Source organism: Roseovarius sp. BRH_c41 (assembly GCF_000961715.1).
Lineage (GTDB): Bacteria > Pseudomonadota > Alphaproteobacteria > Rhodobacterales > Rhodobacteraceae > Roseovarius.
In genome coordinates this window covers 1-18,340 of record NZ_LADY01000017.1, presented here as the reverse complement: position 1 = coordinate 18,340, position 18,340 = coordinate 1, and the positions used below count along the sequence as shown (strand labels likewise).

Genomic DNA, 18,340 nt, shown 5'->3' with positions numbered 1-18,340 from the left:
AGGGGAATGACACCGTTATTCTGCATAATCCGTTCGGTTGGGAAGAAGACCTAGACGTGACCCTTGGTGAGGGCGATGACCTAATCCGGATTCTGAGTGGTCACGCCCCGTCCCGGATCCTCGGCGAACTGCATGATTTCGATCCGGCGCAGGACCGTATCGAGATCATTCGTGATCTGGATCGGCCCTCGCGCCTCTCGCCCATGACCGGTTTCGATGTCACGATCGCGCCATTGGAGGGCGAGGAGGCATCGCTCATGTCCATCGCACTCAGATTGGAGGACCCGCAGGCCGCGCCGGAGGTGTATCAGTTCCTCGTCCATGGGATGGAGCCGTCGCAGGCCGATGATATCCAGGTCGATTTTGTGGACGAAGAGGAAGAGGCGGTTGGAACGCCGCTTGAGCCCCTGCGTGTGGACACGGATTTGGTGTTCACCATCGGGCTTGGGGATTTGAACGACCTGTCCTTGACCAGTCTCGTCCTCCAACAGGGGGAGACCAATCCGCTTGCCGATATCACCCGCGTGGTGCTGAATATCGACGAGGCGATTGAAGGTCAGTTCGAGATCTACGACAGCACGACTTTTTCCGGGTCGAAGTCGGGGGCCGACGGGTCGTCCGGGGAATACCTGCATATCGTGCATAGCCCGCCCGGTCTGGAGGCGGGCACGATTACATCCTTTGTCCGTGTCAGCGACGATACGACCTATCTGTCGTCGGATGGCCCTCCGGATCGCTTTCTCTCAGATCCTCCGAACTTTTTGCCGCCAAGTACCGAGATCGTGCGGATTTACCTGGGCTCCGTGCTTTACGACTTCGGTGGGCCGGATGATGGGTTCAGCACGGTCCGTGACGTCGAGGTCGTGGTAAACCGGGTTCCGGTTGCCGAGCTTGGTGCCGTCTAGGGTTTTTCGGGTGTTCGTTGAAATGTCGGAAAGCTCTCATTGCGTGAGTTGTCGAAGTTTCGAGCCGAGAAACCCTATCAGGGTCTTCTGACATTGCTTAGTCGAGCGCGCGCCAGCCGATGTCGCGGCGGCAGAAGCCCTCTGGCCAGTCGATCTGGTCGACCATGGCATAGGCGCGATCTGCGGCCTCGCGCAGCGTGGTGCCGCGCGCGGTGGCGGCGAGGACGCGGCCGCCGGTTGCGGTGATCTGTGTGCCCGCGCGGGTGGTGCCTGCGTGAAAGACCATGTGAAAGCTGTCCTCGGGGCACGCCTCCAGCCCTTTGATCACGCTGCCTTTTGCGTAATCGCCGGGATAGCCCTGCGCGGCCAGAACGACCGTTAGGGCGTGATCTTCGGCCCAGTTGACGGACATGTCGCCCAACCGCCCCTCGGATGTGGCGAGCAGGAGGTCGAGCGCCTGAGCGCCCAAGCGCATCATCAGCACCTGACATTCGGGATCGCCAAAGCGGCAGTTGTATTCGACAAGGCGCGGCGTGCCGTCCTTGATCATCAGACCGACAAAGAGCACGCCCTGATACGGCGTGCCGCGCCGGGACATTTCCCTGAGCGTCGGGCGGACGATAAGGTCGAGCGCCTGTTGGGTCACGGCCTCGGTCATCACCGGGGCGGGGGAATAAGCCCCCATGCCGCCGGTGTTGGGGCCGGTGTCGCCGTCGCCGACGCGTTTGTGGTCCTGAGCGGTGCCGATGGGCAGCGCGGTTTCGCCGTCGCAGAGCACGAAAAAGCTGGCCTCTTCGCCCTCCATGAATTCCTCGATCACCACCTCTGCGCCCGCTGCGCCAAACTCGCCGCTGAACATGTCGTCAAGGGCGGCAAGCGCCTCCTCCTCGGTCATGGCGACGATCACGCCCTTGCCGGCGGCCAGACCGTCGGCCTTGACCACGATCGGGGCGCCTTGGGCCGTGACATAGGCGCGGGCGGCGGCGAGGTCGGTGAAATGGGCATAGGCTGCGGTGGGGGCTTGGGCCGCGTCGCAGATGGCTTTGGTAAAGCTCTTGGAGGCCTCAAGCTGCGCGGCGGCGGCGGAGGGGCCAAAGACCAATAGCCCCGCCTCGCGCAGGCGGTCGGCGACCCCGGCGGCGAGCGGTGCCTCGGGGCCGATGATGACAAAATCAATTGCCTCGGCCTCGCAAAAGCCTGCAATCGCGCCGCCGTCGAGACTATCGAGCGCGGCACATTCGGCGATCTCCGCGATGCCTGCATTGCCGGGGGCCACGATCAGCCGGTCGCATTTGGGGTTTTGCAGCACGGCCCATGCGAGCGCGTGTTCCCGCCCGCCCGATCCAAGGATGAGAATGTTCATGGCGGCAACTCCTGCTTGGCCTCGGTTGGCCTGCGTTCTAAGGTGGCGGGCAAGCAGACACAAGGCAGGAGGCGCGCGCATGTCCGATCTGATCGACGATCCCGACGAGGGCGGCAATGCCCCGGAATTTTCCGTCTCGGATCTGTCGGGGGCGATCAAGCGGATGATCGAGGGCGAGTTTTCCCATGTGCGGGTGCGCGGCGAACTGGGGCGCATATCGCGGCCAAGGTCGGGGCATATCTATCTGGACCTCAAGGACGATTCTGCGGTTCTGGCGGGGATCATCTGGAAGGGGGTTGCGACGCGATTGGCCGTGCAGCCTGAAGAGGGGATGGAGGTGGTGGCCACGGGGCGGCTGACCACATTCCCCGGTCAATCGCGCTATCAGATCATCATCGAGGATATGAAACCGGCGGGCATGGGCGCGCTGATGGCGATGCTGGAGAAGCGGAAGGCGGCGCTGGCGGCGGAGGGGCTCTTTGCGCCGGAGCGCAAGCAGGCGCTGCCCTATCTGCCGGATATCATCGGGGTTGTCACCTCGCCCTCAGGCGCGGTGATCCGCGATATTCTGCACCGGCTGCGCGACCGTTTCCCGCGCAAGGTGCTGATCTGGCCTGTGGCTGTGCAGGGTGACAAATGCGCGCCCGAAGTGGCGCGGGCGATCCGGGGGTTCAATGCGATGACGCCGGGCGGCGCGCTGCCGCGCCCGGATCTGATCATTGTGGCGCGCGGCGGCGGATCGGTCGAGGATCTCTGGGGGTTCAACGAGGAAATCGTGGTGCGGGCGGCGGCGGAAAGTGTCATTCCGCTGATTTCAGCCGTGGGCCATGAGACCGACACGACGCTGATTGATTTCGCCTCGGACAAGCGCGCGCCCACGCCTACGGCGGCGGCGGAACTGGCGGTGCCGGTGCGGATGGACCTCTTGGCCTGGGTCGAGGGGCAGGGCGCGCGGCTGAGCCATGCGTTGAGCCAAGGGGTGAGTTTGCGGGGTCAGCGGTTGCGCGATCTGGCACGCGCCTTGCCACGGGCCGATGTTTTGCTTGACGGACCACGGCAACGGCTGGACGCCTTGGGCGAGCGCCTGCCTGCGGCGCTGATCCGGTCGGTGCAGGTGCGGCGGGTACATCTGTCAGAGACAGCGGGGGCGTTGCGCCCGGCGCTGTTGCGGCGCGCGGTCGAGGGGGATCGGCGGCGGTTGCAGGCGACGGCGGCGCGGCTGAATGTGCATGCGCTGAACCGCGATATTACGCAGAAGCGACGCGAGTTGGACCGGATGTCGGCGCGGTTTTCAGAGGTGGCCGGGCGGCAGGTGCGGGGCTGGCAGGATCGGCTGAGCGCGCTGGAGCGGCTGCGCGAGACGCTGGGATACAAGGCCACGCTCAAGCGCGGTTATGCGGTGGTGCGCGGCGATGGGGCGGTTGTGACGACACGCAAGGCTGCGGCGGGGGCGGCGGTGCTGGAGATCGAGTTTGCCGATGGGATGCTGGATGTGTCGGCACCCGGACCTGCGGTGCCGATCCCGAAGGTCAAGCCCAAGACGCCCCCTGAGGGGCAGGGGAGTTTGTTTTGAGCCGGTGGTCGCTCTGCGCTAACTTTCCATCCAGATTGTCACTGGCCCGTCGTTGACCAAAGACACTTTCATATCCGCCCCGAACTGACCCAGTTTGGTGGGAATATGCTGCTGAGCAAACTGTTGTGCGAAATGCAGATAGAGCCGATGGCCGGTCTCCGGGTCGGCCGCCGTGGAGAATCCAGGCCGATTGCCGCGCGAGGTATCGGCGGCCAGCGTGAACTGGCTGATGACCAGAACGCTGCCGCCGATGTCGATCAAAGAGCGGTTCATCTTGCCCGCCTCATCGGGGAATATCCGCAGTTTGGTGATCTTTGTGGCCAGCCGTTCTGCTTGGGTCTCGCAATCGCCCTGCATGGCGCAGACAAGGATCAAGAGGCCGGGACCAGAGCGGCTGATGACCTCGCCATCGACCGCGACGGAAGCCTCGGAAACACGTTGCAAAAGGGCGCGCATAAGGAACCTCCGGGATCAACAGCACTCAGCCGCGCAGATCGAGCACCTCGTCCAACCCCGCCCGGCTGGTGCGGAATTTATTGGTTGGGTGATCGTCATCGGGCAGGCCAAAGGATATGGCGCAGAGGATGAGGCGGCTGTCAGGCAGGGCGAAATGCGTGCGGATCATCGGCGCATAGGCCGCGACGGAGGCCTGCGCAATGGTGGCGATGCCAAGCGCGGAGGCCGCCAGCATGAAGGCCGTGATAAAGCCGCCGGTGTCCATTGCGCCGTAAGCGCCGAGCGCCTTTTCGGAATGGATGAGGGCCACATGTGGCGCGCCGAAGAGGTGGTAATTCTGCATGGATTGTTCGGCGCGCGCCGCACGGTCGTTGCGGGCGATGCCTGCGGCCTCGTAGAGTTGCAAGCCGCATTCCAGGCGTCGCGCGCCATGCGCCCCCGGATAGCTCTCGGGCCAAGGCAGGTCAGGGGCAGGGCGGTCACGTTGCACCGCGTCTAGCAGGGAAGTGCGAAAGCGGTCGGTTTCCGCGCCCTGCGTCACGGTGATCTGCCACGGCTGGGCGTTGCACCAAGAGGGCGCCCGGCCTGCGGCGGCGACGATCTGGCGGATTTTGTCCTCGGGCACCGGATCAGGCCGGAAGGCGCGACAGGAATGACGGGCGTGCAAAAGGTCGTTGAGTGTTTCGAGTCCGTCTGTCATTCAGCGATGTCCTTGCCCGGCCATGATAGTCAAGGCACGCGGCCCTGAGCGATGATCATAGGGCGAGTTTTGCGGGTTATCCATGCCCCGGCGGGCGAATTTCCGCTGGTCGTGCGCTATAACACGCCTTGTTCAAGGGCGATGACATAGCCCACAGCGCCCGCGATGATCGCGCCGAGGATCACGGCGAAGGTGATCTTCCAGACGGACCATGGGCGCTCGCCCTGCACGCGCCCGGTGCGACCGTTGACCACGAAGCGGTAGGTTTCGCCACGGTATTTATAGGCCGCGAGCCAGACGGGCAGCAGGATGTGTTTGAAGGTGACGGCGCTGATCTCGGTGTTGATTTCGTGGATCTGCTGGCGGTCGCCGCCGATGTCAAAGCGCACGTCGCGGGCGATGATCGCATCCATCCGGGTGCGCGCCTCGGTGAAGCCGATGTCCAGATCGACACTATAGCCCTCGGCGCGGAAGCCTGCGAGGAATTCCGGGTTATAGGGTTCCAGTGCCGCCAGATCCCACGGCTCCAGCGCCTCGGTGAAGCGTTTGGGCAGGGATTTCGAGGCGAGAACGAGCACGTCATCAAAAAACCGTGAGACCCGGCCCGAGGCGGGGGTCCAGCGGATTTTGGGTACTTGCACTGTCTGGCGTTTGCCGTCGCGGATCACGGTTTGGGTGACGTAATAGACCGTGCCACGTTCGCCCCGGTAGGAGGATTTGGTGTCGGCGTCATAGGTCCAGTAGGGCACATAGATGCCCTGCATGCGGCGGCCCTTGCGGGCGTAATCCTGAAGCCCGTTCGGTGCGAACCAAAGGCGGCCGAGCCAGCCGGTCATGGCCTTTCGCGCGGTCGCCTCGTCGAGCGCGAAGGGCAGGAGCGCGCGAGGTTTGATATGGCGCTGGGTGCCGGTGTCGGTGACGACCGGCGAGGCACAGAAGGGGCATTCGGCGGCGTGGGTGTCGGTGCCAAGTTCAACCTGCGCGCCGCAACTGGTGCAGGTGGTGGTGCGGACCTCCTCCATCTCCTGCGCGGGGAGTTGATCGCGCAGAGCGCGGTCAAAGTCCAGTTCCCGGATGCCGCCTTGCCAGGGGGCGTTGCCCGCAATTGGATGGATGTCACCGCAGTGATCACAGATCAGGTGGTTCGCGCCGGGATCATACCGGTAATCCGCACCACAGCTGACACAGGGAAAGCGGTGCTGGGTTTCGGTCTCTGCTGGCTCGGGGGGATGTGTATTTTGCATGGGGCTCATAGAATGGGATGCACGGCGCGCGGGGTGATGCGGCGCAATGCCCCATCGCCCAGTGCAGTATGGCGCCAGAGGTTGAAGGTGGCGTGCAGCGCCGAGGCGGCCAGAAGCGACAAGAGCAGTTTGCGCGCCTCGGGGCCGGGGAGGGATTGGCCAAGGGCCTCGGCGGCAAGAGCCAGAGCGCCCCAGGCGAGCAGCGCATAGAGTGCGCGGTGCAGCCACGGGTGCAGGGTGCGAAACGCGCCGTCGAGTTTTGGGCCCGGTCCGTTCAAGAGGCCAAAGGCCAGCGCCAGCGCACACATGCCGAGCGCTGAGATGCTGTAGGCGACGGGGAGCCAGACCGTGGCCCCGCCATCGCCCAGCACAAAGAGCAACAGCATCAGATTGAGCCAGTGCAGGGTAATTGTGGCGCGGCGGCGCATGCGGTCACAGACCCGGCGGGGGCGGTGGCATCACGGTGAAGAGTTGTGCCAGTTCGGCCACGTCTTCGGCCCGTTTCCAGCCGTCCTGGCCTGCGGTCCAGACATGGCTTTCGCGGGTGAGCTTGCCGTCGGTGACCATGCGACCCATGGAGGCCTTGGAATAGGGGCCATGGGTCTGGCCGTTTTCGGCGATGTGCCAGACGTGTTCAACGGGAGGTGGCGGAGGTGGGGTCTGGGCTGCGGGGGCCGCGGTGCCCTGGCGTGCGCCCCATGGCCCGTCCTGTGCGAGGTTCTGCGCCATGGCCATCCCCATGCCCATGCCAAGCCCCGCGCCGATGCCTGCGCCGCCGGAGGGGTTCTTGGCTGCGGCGGTCATGGCCTCGGCGGCGGAATACTGGGTGAATTTGCCCAAATCGCCGGCGATGCCCATCGAGGTGCGCTTGTCCAGCGCGGCTTCGACCTCGGGGGGGAGCGAAATGTTTTCGATGTAAAACTCGGGGATTGCGAGGCCGTAGTCAGCGACGATGGCCGAAATCTCGCCTGCGACCAGCTTGCCGAGATCGGCGGTGTTGGCGGCCATGTCAAGCACCGGGATGCCGGAGCCTGCGATGATCCGCGAAAACGCCTGCACGATGATGTTGCGGATCTGGAAGCTGATTTCATCCATGGTGAATTCGCCGTCGGTGCCGACGATCTCGGAGAGGAATTTGGCGGCGTCGGCCACGCGCACCGTGTAGGTGCCAAAGGCGCGAATCCGCGTGGGTCCGAATTCGGGATCGCGCAGCATGATCGGGTTCTTGGTGCCCCATTTGAGGTTGTTGAACCGGGTGGTCGAGACGAAATAGATCTCGGATTTGAAGGGGGATTTGAAGCCGTGATCCCAATGTTGCAAGGAGGTCATGATCGGCATGTTGTTGGTCTCGAGCATGTAGAGACCGGGGGTGAAGACATCGGCCAACTGCCCCTCATGCACGAAGACAGCGGCCTGCCCCTCGCGCACGGTGAGCTTGGCGCCGTATTTGATCTCGTGACCTTCACGCTCGAACCGCCAGACCATGGTGTCGCGGGTGTCGTCGGTCCAGTGAATGACGTCGATGAACTGGCCGGAAAGGAAATCGAAGATGGGCATCGGGATACTCCTGTAATCGGGGATCAGACCGGCCCGCCCGCCCGTGCATCGAGCAGACGGCGCAGGATGGGGCGGGCCTCGTCGGGGGACATGCCGGGTTTGAGGTCGGGGTGATAGAGCAGCCAGAGCAACTCTTCGTCATGGCTGGTGAGCAGGGCGAATTCGTCGTCGTCATTGAAGATCGAGGGGCGCGCGGCGGGGCTGTCATCGGCGAGGCCAAGCCCCTGCGCCAGTTCCTCATGCACGCAGGATTGCCGCATCAGGGGCGGATGTTCGGCGCGGATGAGGGCAATTGCGCGGCGATAGGTGTGATCCGCGCCCTGACCGGAAAAGGCCACCACGAGGCAGTGAATCGAGCGCGGCATGTCGCGGAAGATGGCGAGGGTGCTGGGGCCGGCCTCGGGGGCGAGTTGGCGGATGCGGGCGAGGGTGGCGGCGCGGTCATCCTCGCCCACGAAGAGAACGTGGAAATTGGGGCTGCCCGCACCGGTGCTGATCGGGTGGCGGGTGACACGCGCCAGCCGCGCGGCATAATCGGCGACAAGGCGGCGGTCTTCGGCACGCTGGTCCTCGGGGACGGACGCGCCGAATTCGACATTGATGCGAACCGGCCCCATCCATTTGCGCAGGCCTCCGGCGCGCCCGGTGGAGGGACGATAGCCCGCGCCCTGCTGGTACTCGTCGTAAAACGCGATGCGCTCGAAATTGCGCAGGATGTCGGTGTCGGTAAAGGGCGTGTCCGGCCCGCCACCGTCACGGCGCAGGAGACCGCGGCTGAGCAGGTCCGTCTCGACGCGTTGGTAATAGGCGGCGAGCGCCTGACTGTCGGCGGAGGGGACGGAGCCCGTGGTGGGCGGGAGCGCCGTGGGGCGCGCCGCCGGACGCGCCGACGTCGAGGGGGCGGAGGGCATGTCGCAGGCGGCAAGCGCCGTCAGCGCCAGTCCCATGAGCCCCCATTTCAAACGGACAGCGTGCATGCCTTTGACTTAGCTCTTGGGCACCGAGGTACCTGCGGTATCGCCGACGCCGTCGCGGCGGGCCTTGGCGGAGGCCAGCGTGTCGCGCAGATCGGCCTCCATCTTCTTGAGGTCTTCCTCGGCCTTGGCGCGCTTGGCCTTGCCTTCGTCGGCGATTTGCAAGCTCTCCTGAATGGTGCCGATGAGATCGGCATTGGCCTGTTTTACCGCCTCGATGTCGAAGACGCCGCGTTCCATTTCCTGCCGGATCATCTTGTTGCTCTCGCGCAGGTTCTTGGCGTTGGCGGTCAGCAGTTCGTTGGTGAGGTCATTGGCGTCGCGCACCGCCGCTGCGGCCTCTGCCGAGCGTTGGATCGTAACCGCCTGCGCCAGTTGGGTTTCCCAGAGCGGCACGGTGTTGACGAGGGTCGAGTTGATCTTGGTCACGAGCGATTTGTCGTTTTCCTGCACCAGACGGATCGAGGGCAGGGATTGCATCGTCACCTGACGGGTGAGTTTGAGGTCATGCACCCGGCGTTCCAGATCGTCGCGGGCGGCGCGCAGATCGCGGAGTTCCTGCGCCTTCATCACCTGATCATTCTCTGGCGCGGCCTGAACGGCGGCCTCGGCGGCGGGGATGTCCTTGGTGTCCAGATCCTTGAGCTTGGCCTCGCCCGCCGCGATGTAGAGGGCGAGTTCGTCGTAGAAGGCCAGCGTCTTTTCGTAGAGCATGTCGAGGGATTTGATATCCTTCAGGAGCGTATGTTCATGCGACAGAAGGTCATCGGTGATCTTGTCGATCTGGCCCTGTACCTGCTCGAAGCGGGCGGTGAATTTGGCGAAGGGGGCGGCACGGCCCAGCAGTTTTTCCCACCACGACCGTTCGCGGCGCACGTCGAGTTCCGAGACGGCAAAGCCGCGAATCGTCGTGACGATGCCGCGCAGGCTGTCGCCTGCCGGTCCCACATCCTTGTTGCGCACGCCTTGCAGCATGGCTTGGGAAATCTCTTGCAATTCGGCCTGCGCGGCAGAGCCGAAGGACACGATCGACTGGGTGTCATCCATGTCGATTTCGGCCATGCGGCGCGTGATTTCGGCGCTGGCGGGGGCGTCGGCCTGATCCAGTGTCACGATGGCATTGGCATCGGTGGGAACAGGGAGGATCGCGCGGTTTACGGCCTCGACATCCTTGAGGGCGGCTTCGGCCTTCTGACGGGTGGTCTCTGACATGGGATCGGTCCTTTTACGCTAAATCTTTGGGTTCAAGGTGGACGCCCTCGCGCTCGAGCCGGTCACGCAGCACTTCGATTTCGATATCGAGATCGGTGGTGCTGTCGAGCATCAGCGCACGGGTCTTGGCAGTGAAATTCTGTTCGAGATCGGAGAGGAGCGCGAGGTATTTGTCGCGCGCCTGTGGGTTCGGGGCACGGGCGTGCAGATCGGCGAACTTGACCGTCGCGTCGCGGGCGCCCATCAGGTAGACGCCGAGATATTTGCGCGCCGCCGTGAGATCGCGGGGGTCATCCTCGACCGTGCGCAGCATGTCGCGCACGATGGTCTGGAACCGCTCGAGCCGGGTTTCCGCCTGCCGGTCGCCCGCGCGCTTGAGCGCGTCGGACATAGCGCGCAGATAATCCTCGGCCTGATCGACGACGCGGGCAACGCGGTCGCTCTGGAAGGTGTCGACGCCCTCCATGCCCTTGTCCTTGAGCGGGTCGAGACCAAAGGCGAAGCTGTGCAGAACCGTGCCGAGGATGGCGTAAATGAGCGGCTCCAAGAGACCGCCGTTGCTGGCATAGCCCGCTAGGCCAAGGCCCAGCCCGGTGAGACCGGAGGCAAAGATCTTGCGCGGGAAGGCGGGACGGCGCGCGATCTTGCGGGCCTCATAGGCCTCTTGCGCCAGAATACCCTCGCGGGTGAGCCAGGCCGCCAGGAGGAGCGCGCCCAGGGCGCCAAGGTTCAGGGCAAGCTCGACCGGACCGGAGGTGAAGGCGCGAGCAGCCAGAGGCAGAGGGGCAAAAAACAAGAGGTTGACGCGCCCACCGGCGCGGGTGCGTCGCGCGCCGCGAAATCCGCCAGCTTGGGGGGCAGGTGTGTCTTTGCCGTCGGGGCTATACTTGCCGCCAAAACGCTGCGCCATCACACGCCCCCCGTAGCGGCGACAAAGAGGGTCAGCGCCACCAGCAGGAAAAACGCCAGTTTCTGAAGTCCTGTGTCACTCATGGCGCCCCCGCGACCGGTTTCAGCTTTCTGAGCATGAACTTAGGCGATGGGGGCCGGGCATGCTAGGGGGAAGATTTCCGGCAGGGGCGCAGGAGAGCGCGGGATAGGAGTATTTCGACCAGGAAAACACGCAAGCTCACACCCCGATGTCCGGGCCAAGGCACATCAGGGGGGCGTCTGAGCGTTTGACTTCGTAAAGCTCTGACATGCTCTGATCCCCTGAAAAACGCGCGATGAGGCCACGATCGGTGCGCTCAAAGCTCCAGCATTGCGGGTCGGGGCGGTTGTCATAGACAAAACAGATCAGGCCGCTGTCCTCATACCAGCGCCCGTCCTGACACTCGCCATCGAGAAAGGACCAGCGCACGCGGCGGTCGGACAGATATTCCTCGCCACCATAGGGCGTGCCGCCAGCGCCATAATAAAAGGTCTGGCCGCGGGTATAGGCATCAAATTCAGCGGCGGACATTTGTGCCGCAACCGGGTGGGCAAGGCCAGTGAGGGCCGCAAGGAGGATCAAGGCACGCATGGGCCTCAGCCTGCCAGATCGCGCACGGGGCCGCTAGGGGATTCGCGCCAGCCTGCGGCGCGCGGGTCCATGATGCGTCGCCAGAGCGGCGGGACGAGAGCCAGCACGGCCATCACCGGCAGAGACTGCGGCAGGATCGGCATGGTCTGGCAGTTGAGTTGCAGCGCGGGATAGGGGCGCTGAGGCGTGACATGGTGATCCGAATGGCGCGGTGCATTGAGGGTCATGGCAGCCGACATCACCTGCGGCGCGTTCCACGAATGCTGCGGCCCGACTGGTTCCATGCGGCCCTCGGCTGTGCGCAGGCGGCGCAGCCCGTAGTGTTGCACATAGTCCGACAGAAGGATCTGACCCTGCGCATAGCCTGCGATGAAGAAAAGGGCCGCCACACCGGACGCCCCCAGCGTGGCGGCGGTGGTGAGGATGAGCGCCAGAGCGCCCCCGAGATAGGCCGCATAGGGATGGTGCCAAAGCGGGCGGTCGCCTTGGAGGCGCGATTCGGCGCGCAGTCCGGCGATGAAGCCGCCGGGCCAAGCGCGCGCGGCGTAGCGGTAGAATCCTTCGCCGGGGCGGGCGCTGCTGGGGTCCTCGGCGCTTGCGACATGGATATGGTGGACGCGCAGATGCGCGCTGGCATGGTGGCCAAAGAGCAGCGAGGTATAGATGAGCCGCCCAAGGCGCCGTTTGGCGCGGGCGCTGCGGTGGATGAGGTCATGCGCCACGGGATGCGAGATCTGGCCGGTGGTGAGCCCTGCGGACACCGCCACCAAGGCGCGCTCCAGCGCGGTGAGGTCGTTCTGACCCGAAACAGCCCAGAGGGACAGGGCCAATACCGCGAAATGCCCCAGGCCAAGGGCCACGAGCAGCCAGTCTGCGGCCGGAAATTCGGCGTCGGGATCAGGGTTGCCCGTCTGTCGGGCGATCAGGCGGTCGAGCGTAAAGACCATCACGGTGATATAGCCCAAGGCCAGCCAGCCCCAGACACCGCCCCAGAGCGCGGCGCAGGCGGTGAGGATCAGCGGCAGGCTGGCGGCGAGCGAAAAGAGCGGCATGGTGTGTTCCCGGTTTTGCCACAGTCTAATCCGGGGTAGAGGCCGCGCACAGGGTTTCCTTGCCGCACCCCGCCGCATTTCACGCCCTGATCAACGCGAATGGTGGTGCAAATGTCGTTTTTGAGGGCTCTGTCCCCAGCTCGGCCCGCTAGTTTCGGGCGCAACAGGGAAAGAGGATGATCGCAATGGCATTGGATGATCGCAAAGGCGTCTGGAAATCTGGGAACGGCAAAGGTCGTCGCACGCCAAAGGGTCGGCAGTTGGAGGATGGTGCTTGGGCTGAGGTTCAGGCGCTCTTGGGCGAGGGACCGCGGCGGCGCGATCTCTTGATCGAGTATCTGCACCGTATTCAGGACCAGTTCGGACATCTTTCTGCGGCGCATTTGCGGGCCTTGGCCGAAGAAATGCGTCTGTCCCAGGCCGAAGTTTATGAAGTTGCAAGTTTTTACGCGCATTTTGACGTGATCCGCGAAGGCGAGACCCCGCCGCCTGCGCTCACGATTCGGGTTTGCGATTCGCTGAGTTGCGAATTGGCCGGGGCGCAGGCTTTGAAATCGGCTCTGGAAGACGGGGTTGATCCGGGCCAAGTCCGCATTCTGCGCGCGCCCTGCATGGGGCGGTGTGATACTGCGCCGGTGGTCGAATTGGGCCACCATCATATCGATCACGCCACGCCCGAGAGCGTTCTTGCGGCGGTTGCGGCGGGCGACACCCACGCGCATGTGCCAGAGTACGAGGGATTTGAGGCGTATCGTGCCGCAGGTGGTTATGCCACGCTGGCGGATCTGCGGGCCGTCGCCAATGCCGACGCAGAATTCGAGCGCGTGCAGCAGACCTTGCTTGATGCCGGGTTGCGGGGTCTGGGCGGGGCGGGTTTTCCGTCGGGGCGCAAATGGGGCTTTGTGCGGGCCGAGGCCGGGCCGCGCTATCTGGCCGTGAATGGCGACGAGGGCGAGCCGGGCACGTTCAAGGACCGCTACTACCTCGAGCGGCAGCCACATCTTTTCCTTGAGGGGATGCTGATTGCCGCCTGGGCCGTGGCGGCGGAGCGCTGCTTTATCTACATGCGCGATGAATATCCGGCGGTGTTGGAGATTCTCGCGACCGAGATTGCCGCACTTGAAGCGGCGGGACTGATCGCGGCTGGCTATGTGGAACTGCGCCGGGGCGCGGGTGCCTATATCTGCGGTGAAGAAAGTGCCATGATCGAGTCGATCGAGGGTAACCGCGGTCTGCCGCGCCATCGTCCGCCGTTTGTGGCGCAAGTGGGCATTTTCAACCGCCCGACGCTGGTGAATAACGTGGAAACCCTGCTCTGGGTCACGCGCATCCTGCGCGAGGGGCCGGAAATTCTGAACAGTGTTGAGCATAATGGCCGCAAGGGGCTGCGGTCCTATTCGGTGTCCGGGCGGGTGAAAAATCCCGGCGTTCATCTTTTGCCAGCGGGCTCCACCATCACCGATATCATCGCCGCAGCGGGCGGCATGCTGGAGGGTCACAGCTTTAAGGCCTATCAGCCGGGCGGGCCGTCTTCGGGGCTGTTGCCTGCGTCGATGAACGATATTCCTCTCGATTTTGACACGTTGCAACCGCATGGCAGCTTTATCGGATCGGCGGCGGTGGTGGTGCTCTCGGATCATGACCGGGCGCGGGATGCGGCGCTGAACATGCTGCGGTTCTTTGAGGATGAGAGCTGTGGGCAATGCACGCCGTGCCGGGTGGGCTGTGAAAAGGCGGTCAAGCTGATGCAGGCCGACACCTGGGATCAGCCACTCTTGGCAGAGCTGTGCACCGCCATGTCGGATGCCAGCATCTGCGGGTTGGGACAGGCTGCGCCCAATCCCATTCGCTTGACGATGAAGCATTTCGCCGACGAAATCTGAGCCAAGCGCAGGCTTCCATCTCCCTTCGATCCGCATTAGGTCAGGACTGACACGCGGATCGGAGGGCGCATGGCGTTTTTCTCGAAACTCAAGGAACGGTTGTTCAAATCCTCTTCCAAGCTCGAAGAGGGGTTGGAGGCGATTGTAGACGAGGGGCGCGCAGAGGAGCCGACACCTACGGTTCCCGCGCCGGACACTGAGCCGGACCCGGCGCCGCCGGGGATTCCGTCGCGACCGCAGGAAGTGCCTGCGCCGCCGCCGCAAGAGGCTCCTGTCGATCCTGGTCCCCAAGAGGTGCCGCCACTGCCGTCCGGGGGCGTTGCCCCGGCGGTGCCGATGGAAATCCCCGCTGACCTGCCCGACGCCGCGCCGCGTGCCGGGTTTCTCGGGCGTATTCTGGGCCGGGGCGCAGGAGAGGTCGCGCCGCGCCGTGTGCTTGACGATGCGATGCTCGAGAGCCTTGAGGAATTGCTGATTGGTGCGGATATGGGCGTGGATACGGCACTGCGCGTCACGGCGAATATGGCCGAGGGGCGCATGGGCAAGCGGCTCTCGACGCAGGAAATCAAGGAATTGCTGGCGCAGGAGATCGCGCGGATCATGGACCCTGTGGCGCGCCCCATGCCGATTTACGCAAAACGTCCGCAGGTGGTGCTGGTGGTGGGCGTCAATGGCTCGGGCAAGACCACGACCATCGGCAAGCTCGCGGCACAGTTCAAATCGGCGGGCAAATCGGTTGTGATCGCTGCGGGGGACACGTTTCGTGCAGCCGCTGTCGAGCAGCTTCAGGTCTGGGGCGAGCGGGCGGGCGTGCCCGTGATGACCGCGCCGGAGGGATCGGACCCGGCGAGCCTCGCCTATGACGCGATGACCCGCGCCGAGGCGGAGGGGGCGGATCTCTTGATGATCGACACCGCCGGACGGTTGCAGAATCGCGCCGACCTGATGGAGGAACTGGCCAAGATCGTGCGGGTGATCCGGAAGAAAGACCCAAGTGCGCCGCATAACACGTTGCTCGTGCTCGACGCTACGACGGGGCAAAATGCACTGAGCCAGGTCGCGACCTTTCAGAAACTCGCCGATGTCTCGGGGCTGATCATGACCAAGCTCGACGGCACTGCGCGCGGTGGTGTGTTGGTCGCACTGGCGGATAAGTTCGGCCTGCCGATCCATGCCATCGGGGTGGGCGAGCAGATCGACGATCTGGCCCCGTTCGATCCGCAGGAGTTTGCCGCAGCTTTGACCGGCCTCGACGCGCGATGACGGTCAGGACGGTCCCGCGCCGACAGAGTGCGCCGCGTTACTTTTCGAGCAGTCCGACCACATACAGCACCAGCAAAACGATGGCCGTTGCCATGGCTGCGAGCGGCATCTGTCCGGAGCCACACGCAAGACCGATGGCCCCTGCGAGCCACATCGACGCGCCGGTGGTGATGTTATGGACATGGCCCCGTGAGGTGAAAATGGTTCCGGCGGCCAGAAAGGCGACCCCGGCGGTCACGGCCTCTACCAGACGCAGGGGGTCGACGCGCAGGGCGTCTTGTGCCCCGAAAGAGAGCGTGGCCAATTGCTGGCTGACCAGAATGAAGAGGCAGGCCGCGATCGACACCAGCATATGTGTCCGCAGGCCTGCGGGCTTGTGTTTGCTTTCCCGCTCGGCGCCAATCGCCCCGCCGAGCACGAGTGCGGCAACCATCCGGGTTGCGGCGACAAGGGGTGATACACTGCTGAACGTGCCGGAAAGCTCTTGGAGAATGATGTCGATCATGAGTTGGTCGATGCCGCCGTGCTGTGAGGTTGTCTCAAAGTTTAGCATGATCCGCTCCGGTGATGCGAGACATGCGCTATGAGTGCCTGGCTGATCTCGCTTGAGGGCACCGAGGCCGGTCACCATCTCGCCATGATGCTGGCACTGGCGGCGGCATTTTTGCATGCGGTGTTCGGCGCGCTGCAAAAGGGTCGCCACGATCCCTGGCTCAGCCGGGGGGCGATTGATGCCAGCTATGCCGCTATGGCAGCACCTTTGGCCCTCTTCGTGGTGCCTTGGCCCGAGGCGCATATGTGGCCGATCTTTGCCGGCGCGGTGGTGATCCATATCGGCTATAAGGTGTTGCAGGCGATGGCCTATACCAAGGGCGCCTATACCGTGGTTTATCCGGTGGTGCGCGGGACCGGGCCGCTTTTCACCGTGATCGGCGCCTATGCGATTTTTGGAGAGGTGTTCACACCGGTGCAATGGCTGGGCGTGGGGGTGCTCTTGTGCGGGATTTACGGGCTCGCGGTCTATAACCTGCGCACGCTCACGCTCAACCGCGATACCATGCCACTGGCGCTGGGTCTGGCGGTGGCGACGGGGCTGTTCGTGGCGTTTTACACCACCTATGATGCCTATGGTATCCGGGCCGCCGCTGATCCGTTCACGTTCCTTGCGTGGTTCTTTTTTCTCGACGGGCTGACGATCCCGCCGTTTGCCTATCTGCGCTGGCGCAACCTTCCAGAGAGGCCAACGGTGGGCCCGTTGATGCTTCGTGGGGTCACGGGCGGGGTGGTGGCGTTTTTCTCTTTTGGGTCGATCATGCTGGCCACGCGCCTTGACAAGGTGGGCGAAGCGGCGGTGTTGCGCGAGACGTCGACGGTGTTCGCGGCTCTCATCGGGTGGCTGGTTCTCAAGGAAACCGTGGGGCCGCGACGTATTGCGCTCATGGCCTTGATCGCCGCAGGCGCGGTCATAGTTGAGATGGGCGGCTGAATGCGGCACAAGCCGAAGGACAGACAGGAGCGATGATTGAGATGAATGACACGCAGCCGCCCAAATGGGCCAAGCCGGTGCTGGAATTTGGCCCGGTTCTGGGGTTTTTCGCCGCCTATCTCTGGCTGAAAGACCGGGTCTTTACGATTGGCGGCACAGAGTATGAGGGGTTCATTGTGGTCACAGCCGGGTTTATTCCGGTGTTCCTGATCTCGATGGGCCTTTTGTGGCGGCTGACGGGGCATCTGAGCCGGATGCAGGTGGTCACGGCGGTGCTGATCGTGGTGTTTGGCGGACTCAGCGTCTGGTTCAACGATCCGCGGTTCTTCAAGATGAAACCGACGATGATCTATCTGCTGTTCGGTGGGGTCTTGGGATATGGGCTGATGCGTGGGCGCTCATATCTGCAATATGTGATGGAGGGGGTGATGCCGCTGACCGATGCGGGTTGGATGATCCTCACCCGGCGATTGATGCTGTTCTTCTTTGGTCTGGCGGTGCTGAACGAAGCGATCTGGCGCACACAGACCGAAGAAATCTGGGTCTATTTCAAGACCTTTGGCCTGACGGCGGCAATATTTCTGTTCTTCATGGCGCAAGGTGCGCTGTTTCGGGATCATTCCTCTGAGGAGGATGACAAGAGCGCATAAGTCCTGCGGCGGGGCGGTCCGGACAGGGCCGCCCCAAATATTGGGTCAGGCGTAGAACAGATCCTTGAAGACATGGTAAGCGATGTCTTCGCGGCGCAGACCCATACGGGCCAGTTCCGCGTCGGATTTCGCTTCGAGTGCCTCGATCCGGTTGCGCCGTGAGGTCACGGCAGCGTGTGCCTCAAGCCCGCGGATCAGTGCAGCCGTGAATCGTTTCCAGACTTCGCGCAGCGGCGATGCGGAAACGTTTGTTGTGATATTCGCCATTGGAAACCTCACTTGAATTGTGTTTGGTTTCCTCCCTGCTGTGAATATAGGTCAGTGGGGTTGACGTGACCACCACCGAAAAGGAATGGCCGGGTTGCAACGGATGCATCCCGGCCTGATCCGATCAGTCAGGTTTCACCTTGGTCGCGGGGGCCGGCATCGCGGGGGGCGTCGACGGCGTGCGCGGACGCTTGGGCGGTGTTGGTTCGGCAGGCGACGCGGTCGTGGCCGCC

Annotated in this window: 19 protein-coding genes; 6 read left to right on the top strand and 13 right to left on the bottom strand. The window is 63.9% G+C overall.

Annotation, left to right across the window (positions count from 1 at the left end; all coding sequences use genetic code 11):
* Positions 1-905, top strand: a 905-nt coding sequence (locus tag VR71_RS04625) for a hypothetical protein (RefSeq protein ID WP_296429872.1), incomplete at its 5' end; no start/stop codon positions are given.
* A gap of 97 nt (positions 906-1,002) precedes the next feature.
* Here the strand turns inward: VR71_RS04625 and purD are convergent.
* Positions 1,003-2,268, bottom strand: a complete 1,266-nt coding sequence (gene purD, locus VR71_RS04620; protein WP_045681631.1) for a phosphoribosylamine--glycine ligase — start codon at positions 2,266-2,268, stop codon at positions 1,003-1,005.
* A gap of 79 nt (positions 2,269-2,347) precedes the next feature.
* Here purD and xseA point away from each other — a divergent pair, with 79 nt between their 5' ends.
* Positions 2,348-3,841 carry an exodeoxyribonuclease VII large subunit gene (xseA, locus tag VR71_RS04615; protein WP_045681629.1) on the top strand — a complete coding sequence of 498 codons (1,494 nt, stop codon included), beginning with the start codon at positions 2,348-2,350 and terminating at the stop codon, positions 3,839-3,841.
* An 18-nt stretch (positions 3,842-3,859) separates the two neighbouring features.
* On the opposite strand, the gene dtd is transcribed toward xseA, so the two are convergent.
* The 10 genes from dtd to VR71_RS04565 all read right to left on the bottom strand — a co-directional run bounded on the left by dtd (position 3,860) and on the right by VR71_RS04565 (position 12,558).
* Complete coding sequence (gene dtd / locus VR71_RS04610) at positions 3,860-4,297, bottom strand: D-aminoacyl-tRNA deacylase (RefSeq protein WP_009818203.1); 438 nt, start codon at positions 4,295-4,297, stop codon at positions 3,860-3,862.
* 25 nt (positions 4,298-4,322) lie between these two features.
* Positions 4,323-4,997, bottom strand: coding sequence for a nitroreductase (locus VR71_RS04605; RefSeq protein ID WP_045681627.1), 675 nt, complete (start codon positions 4,995-4,997; stop codon positions 4,323-4,325).
* A 116-nt stretch (positions 4,998-5,113) separates the two neighbouring features.
* Positions 5,114-6,241, bottom strand: a complete 1,128-nt coding sequence (locus VR71_RS04600; RefSeq protein ID WP_296429871.1) for a primosomal protein N' (replication factor Y) - superfamily II helicase — start codon at positions 6,239-6,241, stop codon at positions 5,114-5,116.
* Positions 6,242-6,246: 5 nt separating this feature from the next.
* Positions 6,247-6,669 carry a hypothetical protein gene (locus tag VR71_RS04595; RefSeq protein WP_045681623.1) on the bottom strand — a complete coding sequence of 141 codons (423 nt, stop codon included), beginning with the start codon at positions 6,667-6,669 and terminating at the stop codon, positions 6,247-6,249.
* Positions 6,670-6,673: 4 nt separating this feature from the next.
* Positions 6,674-7,798 (bottom strand): SPFH domain-containing protein, encoded by a 1,125-nt coding sequence (locus VR71_RS04590; RefSeq protein ID WP_045681621.1) that lies wholly within the window; start codon positions 7,796-7,798, stop codon positions 6,674-6,676.
* Between the two features lie 23 nt (positions 7,799-7,821).
* Positions 7,822-8,745, bottom strand: a complete 924-nt coding sequence (locus VR71_RS04585) for a DUF2927 domain-containing protein (RefSeq protein ID WP_045681619.1) — start codon at positions 8,743-8,745, stop codon at positions 7,822-7,824.
* A gap of 39 nt (positions 8,746-8,784) precedes the next feature.
* A complete protein-coding gene (locus VR71_RS04580; RefSeq protein WP_045681617.1) occupies positions 8,785-9,984 on the bottom strand; it encodes a toxic anion resistance protein in 1,200 nt (399 codons plus the stop codon).
* Between the two features lie 13 nt (positions 9,985-9,997).
* Positions 9,998-10,894, bottom strand: coding sequence for a 5-bromo-4-chloroindolyl phosphate hydrolysis family protein (locus VR71_RS04575; RefSeq protein WP_045681615.1), 897 nt, complete (start codon positions 10,892-10,894; stop codon positions 9,998-10,000).
* A 219-nt stretch (positions 10,895-11,113) separates the two neighbouring features.
* Entirely contained in the window at positions 11,114-11,506 is a 393-nt protein-coding gene (locus VR71_RS04570; RefSeq protein ID WP_009818214.1) for a hypothetical protein, read from the bottom strand.
* A 5-nt stretch (positions 11,507-11,511) separates the two neighbouring features.
* Positions 11,512-12,558: an alkane 1-monooxygenase gene (locus VR71_RS04565; RefSeq protein ID WP_045681612.1), complete on the bottom strand. Its 1,047-nt coding sequence runs from the start codon at positions 12,556-12,558 to the stop codon at positions 11,512-11,514.
* Positions 12,559-12,743: 185 nt separating this feature from the next.
* Between VR71_RS04565 and VR71_RS04560 the strand changes: the two genes are divergently transcribed.
* Positions 12,744-14,441 (top strand): NAD(P)H-dependent oxidoreductase subunit E, encoded by a 1,698-nt coding sequence (locus VR71_RS04560; RefSeq protein WP_296429870.1) that lies wholly within the window; start codon positions 12,744-12,746, stop codon positions 14,439-14,441.
* A 69-nt stretch (positions 14,442-14,510) separates the two neighbouring features.
* Complete coding sequence (gene ftsY, locus VR71_RS04555) at positions 14,511-15,704, top strand: signal recognition particle-docking protein FtsY (protein WP_045681608.1); 1,194 nt, start codon at positions 14,511-14,513, stop codon at positions 15,702-15,704.
* Between the two features lie 37 nt (positions 15,705-15,741).
* Here the strand turns inward: ftsY and VR71_RS04550 are convergent, their stop codons facing one another.
* Positions 15,742-16,209: an MgtC/SapB family protein gene (locus tag VR71_RS04550; RefSeq protein WP_045681635.1), complete on the bottom strand. Its 468-nt coding sequence runs from the start codon at positions 16,207-16,209 to the stop codon at positions 15,742-15,744.
* 78 nt (positions 16,210-16,287) lie between these two features.
* On the opposite strand from VR71_RS04550, the gene VR71_RS04545 reads away from it, so the two are divergent.
* Both VR71_RS04545 and VR71_RS04540 read left to right on the top strand, forming a co-directional pair.
* Positions 16,288-17,190 carry an EamA family transporter gene (locus VR71_RS04545; RefSeq protein ID WP_045681605.1) on the top strand — a complete coding sequence of 301 codons (903 nt, stop codon included), beginning with the start codon at positions 16,288-16,290 and terminating at the stop codon, positions 17,188-17,190.
* 41 nt (positions 17,191-17,231) lie between these two features.
* Positions 17,232-17,840: an inner membrane-spanning protein YciB gene (locus VR71_RS04540; RefSeq protein WP_040651456.1), complete on the top strand. Its 609-nt coding sequence runs from the start codon at positions 17,232-17,234 to the stop codon at positions 17,838-17,840.
* Between the two features lie 45 nt (positions 17,841-17,885).
* Here the strand turns inward: VR71_RS04540 and VR71_RS04535 are convergent, their stop codons facing one another.
* Positions 17,886-18,107: a hypothetical protein gene (locus tag VR71_RS04535; RefSeq protein WP_009818221.1), complete on the bottom strand. Its 222-nt coding sequence runs from the start codon at positions 18,105-18,107 to the stop codon at positions 17,886-17,888.
* Positions 18,108-18,340 lie beyond the last annotated feature (233 nt).

Coding starts and splice junctions, on each gene's coding strand:
- purD (WP_045681631.1), bottom strand. CDS start 2,268: ATGAACATTCTCATCCTTGGATCGGGCGGGCGGGAACACGCGCTCGCA.
- xseA (WP_045681629.1), top strand. CDS start 2,348: ATGTCCGATCTGATCGACGATCCCGACGAGGGCGGCAATGCCCCGGAA.
- dtd (WP_009818203.1), bottom strand. CDS start 4,297: ATGCGCGCCCTTTTGCAACGTGTTTCCGAGGCTTCCGTCGCGGTCGAT.
- VR71_RS04605 (WP_045681627.1), bottom strand. CDS start 4,997: ATGACAGACGGACTCGAAACACTCAACGACCTTTTGCACGCCCGTCAT.
- VR71_RS04600 (WP_296429871.1), bottom strand. CDS start 6,241: ATGCAAAATACACATCCCCCCGAGCCAGCAGAGACCGAAACCCAGCAC.
- VR71_RS04595 (WP_045681623.1), bottom strand. CDS start 6,669: ATGCGCCGCCGCGCCACAATTACCCTGCACTGGCTCAATCTGATGCTG.
- VR71_RS04590 (WP_045681621.1), bottom strand. CDS start 7,798: ATGCCCATCTTCGATTTCCTTTCCGGCCAGTTCATCGACGTCATTCAC.
- VR71_RS04585 (WP_045681619.1), bottom strand. CDS start 8,745: ATGGGACTGGCGCTGACGGCGCTTGCCGCCTGCGACATGCCCTCCGCC.
- VR71_RS04580 (WP_045681617.1), bottom strand. CDS start 9,984: ATGTCAGAGACCACCCGTCAGAAGGCCGAAGCCGCCCTCAAGGATGTC.
- VR71_RS04575 (WP_045681615.1), bottom strand. CDS start 10,894: ATGGCGCAGCGTTTTGGCGGCAAGTATAGCCCCGACGGCAAAGACACA.
- VR71_RS04570 (WP_009818214.1), bottom strand. CDS start 11,506: ATGCGTGCCTTGATCCTCCTTGCGGCCCTCACTGGCCTTGCCCACCCG.
- VR71_RS04565 (WP_045681612.1), bottom strand. CDS start 12,558: ATGCCGCTCTTTTCGCTCGCCGCCAGCCTGCCGCTGATCCTCACCGCC.
- VR71_RS04560 (WP_296429870.1), top strand. CDS start 12,744: ATGGCATTGGATGATCGCAAAGGCGTCTGGAAATCTGGGAACGGCAAA.
- ftsY (WP_045681608.1), top strand. CDS start 14,511: ATGGCGTTTTTCTCGAAACTCAAGGAACGGTTGTTCAAATCCTCTTCC.
- VR71_RS04550 (WP_045681635.1), bottom strand. CDS start 16,209: ATGATCGACATCATTCTCCAAGAGCTTTCCGGCACGTTCAGCAGTGTA.
- VR71_RS04545 (WP_045681605.1), top strand. CDS start 16,288: ATGAGTGCCTGGCTGATCTCGCTTGAGGGCACCGAGGCCGGTCACCAT.
- VR71_RS04540 (WP_040651456.1), top strand. CDS start 17,232: ATGAATGACACGCAGCCGCCCAAATGGGCCAAGCCGGTGCTGGAATTT.
- VR71_RS04535 (WP_009818221.1), bottom strand. CDS start 18,107: ATGGCGAATATCACAACAAACGTTTCCGCATCGCCGCTGCGCGAAGTC.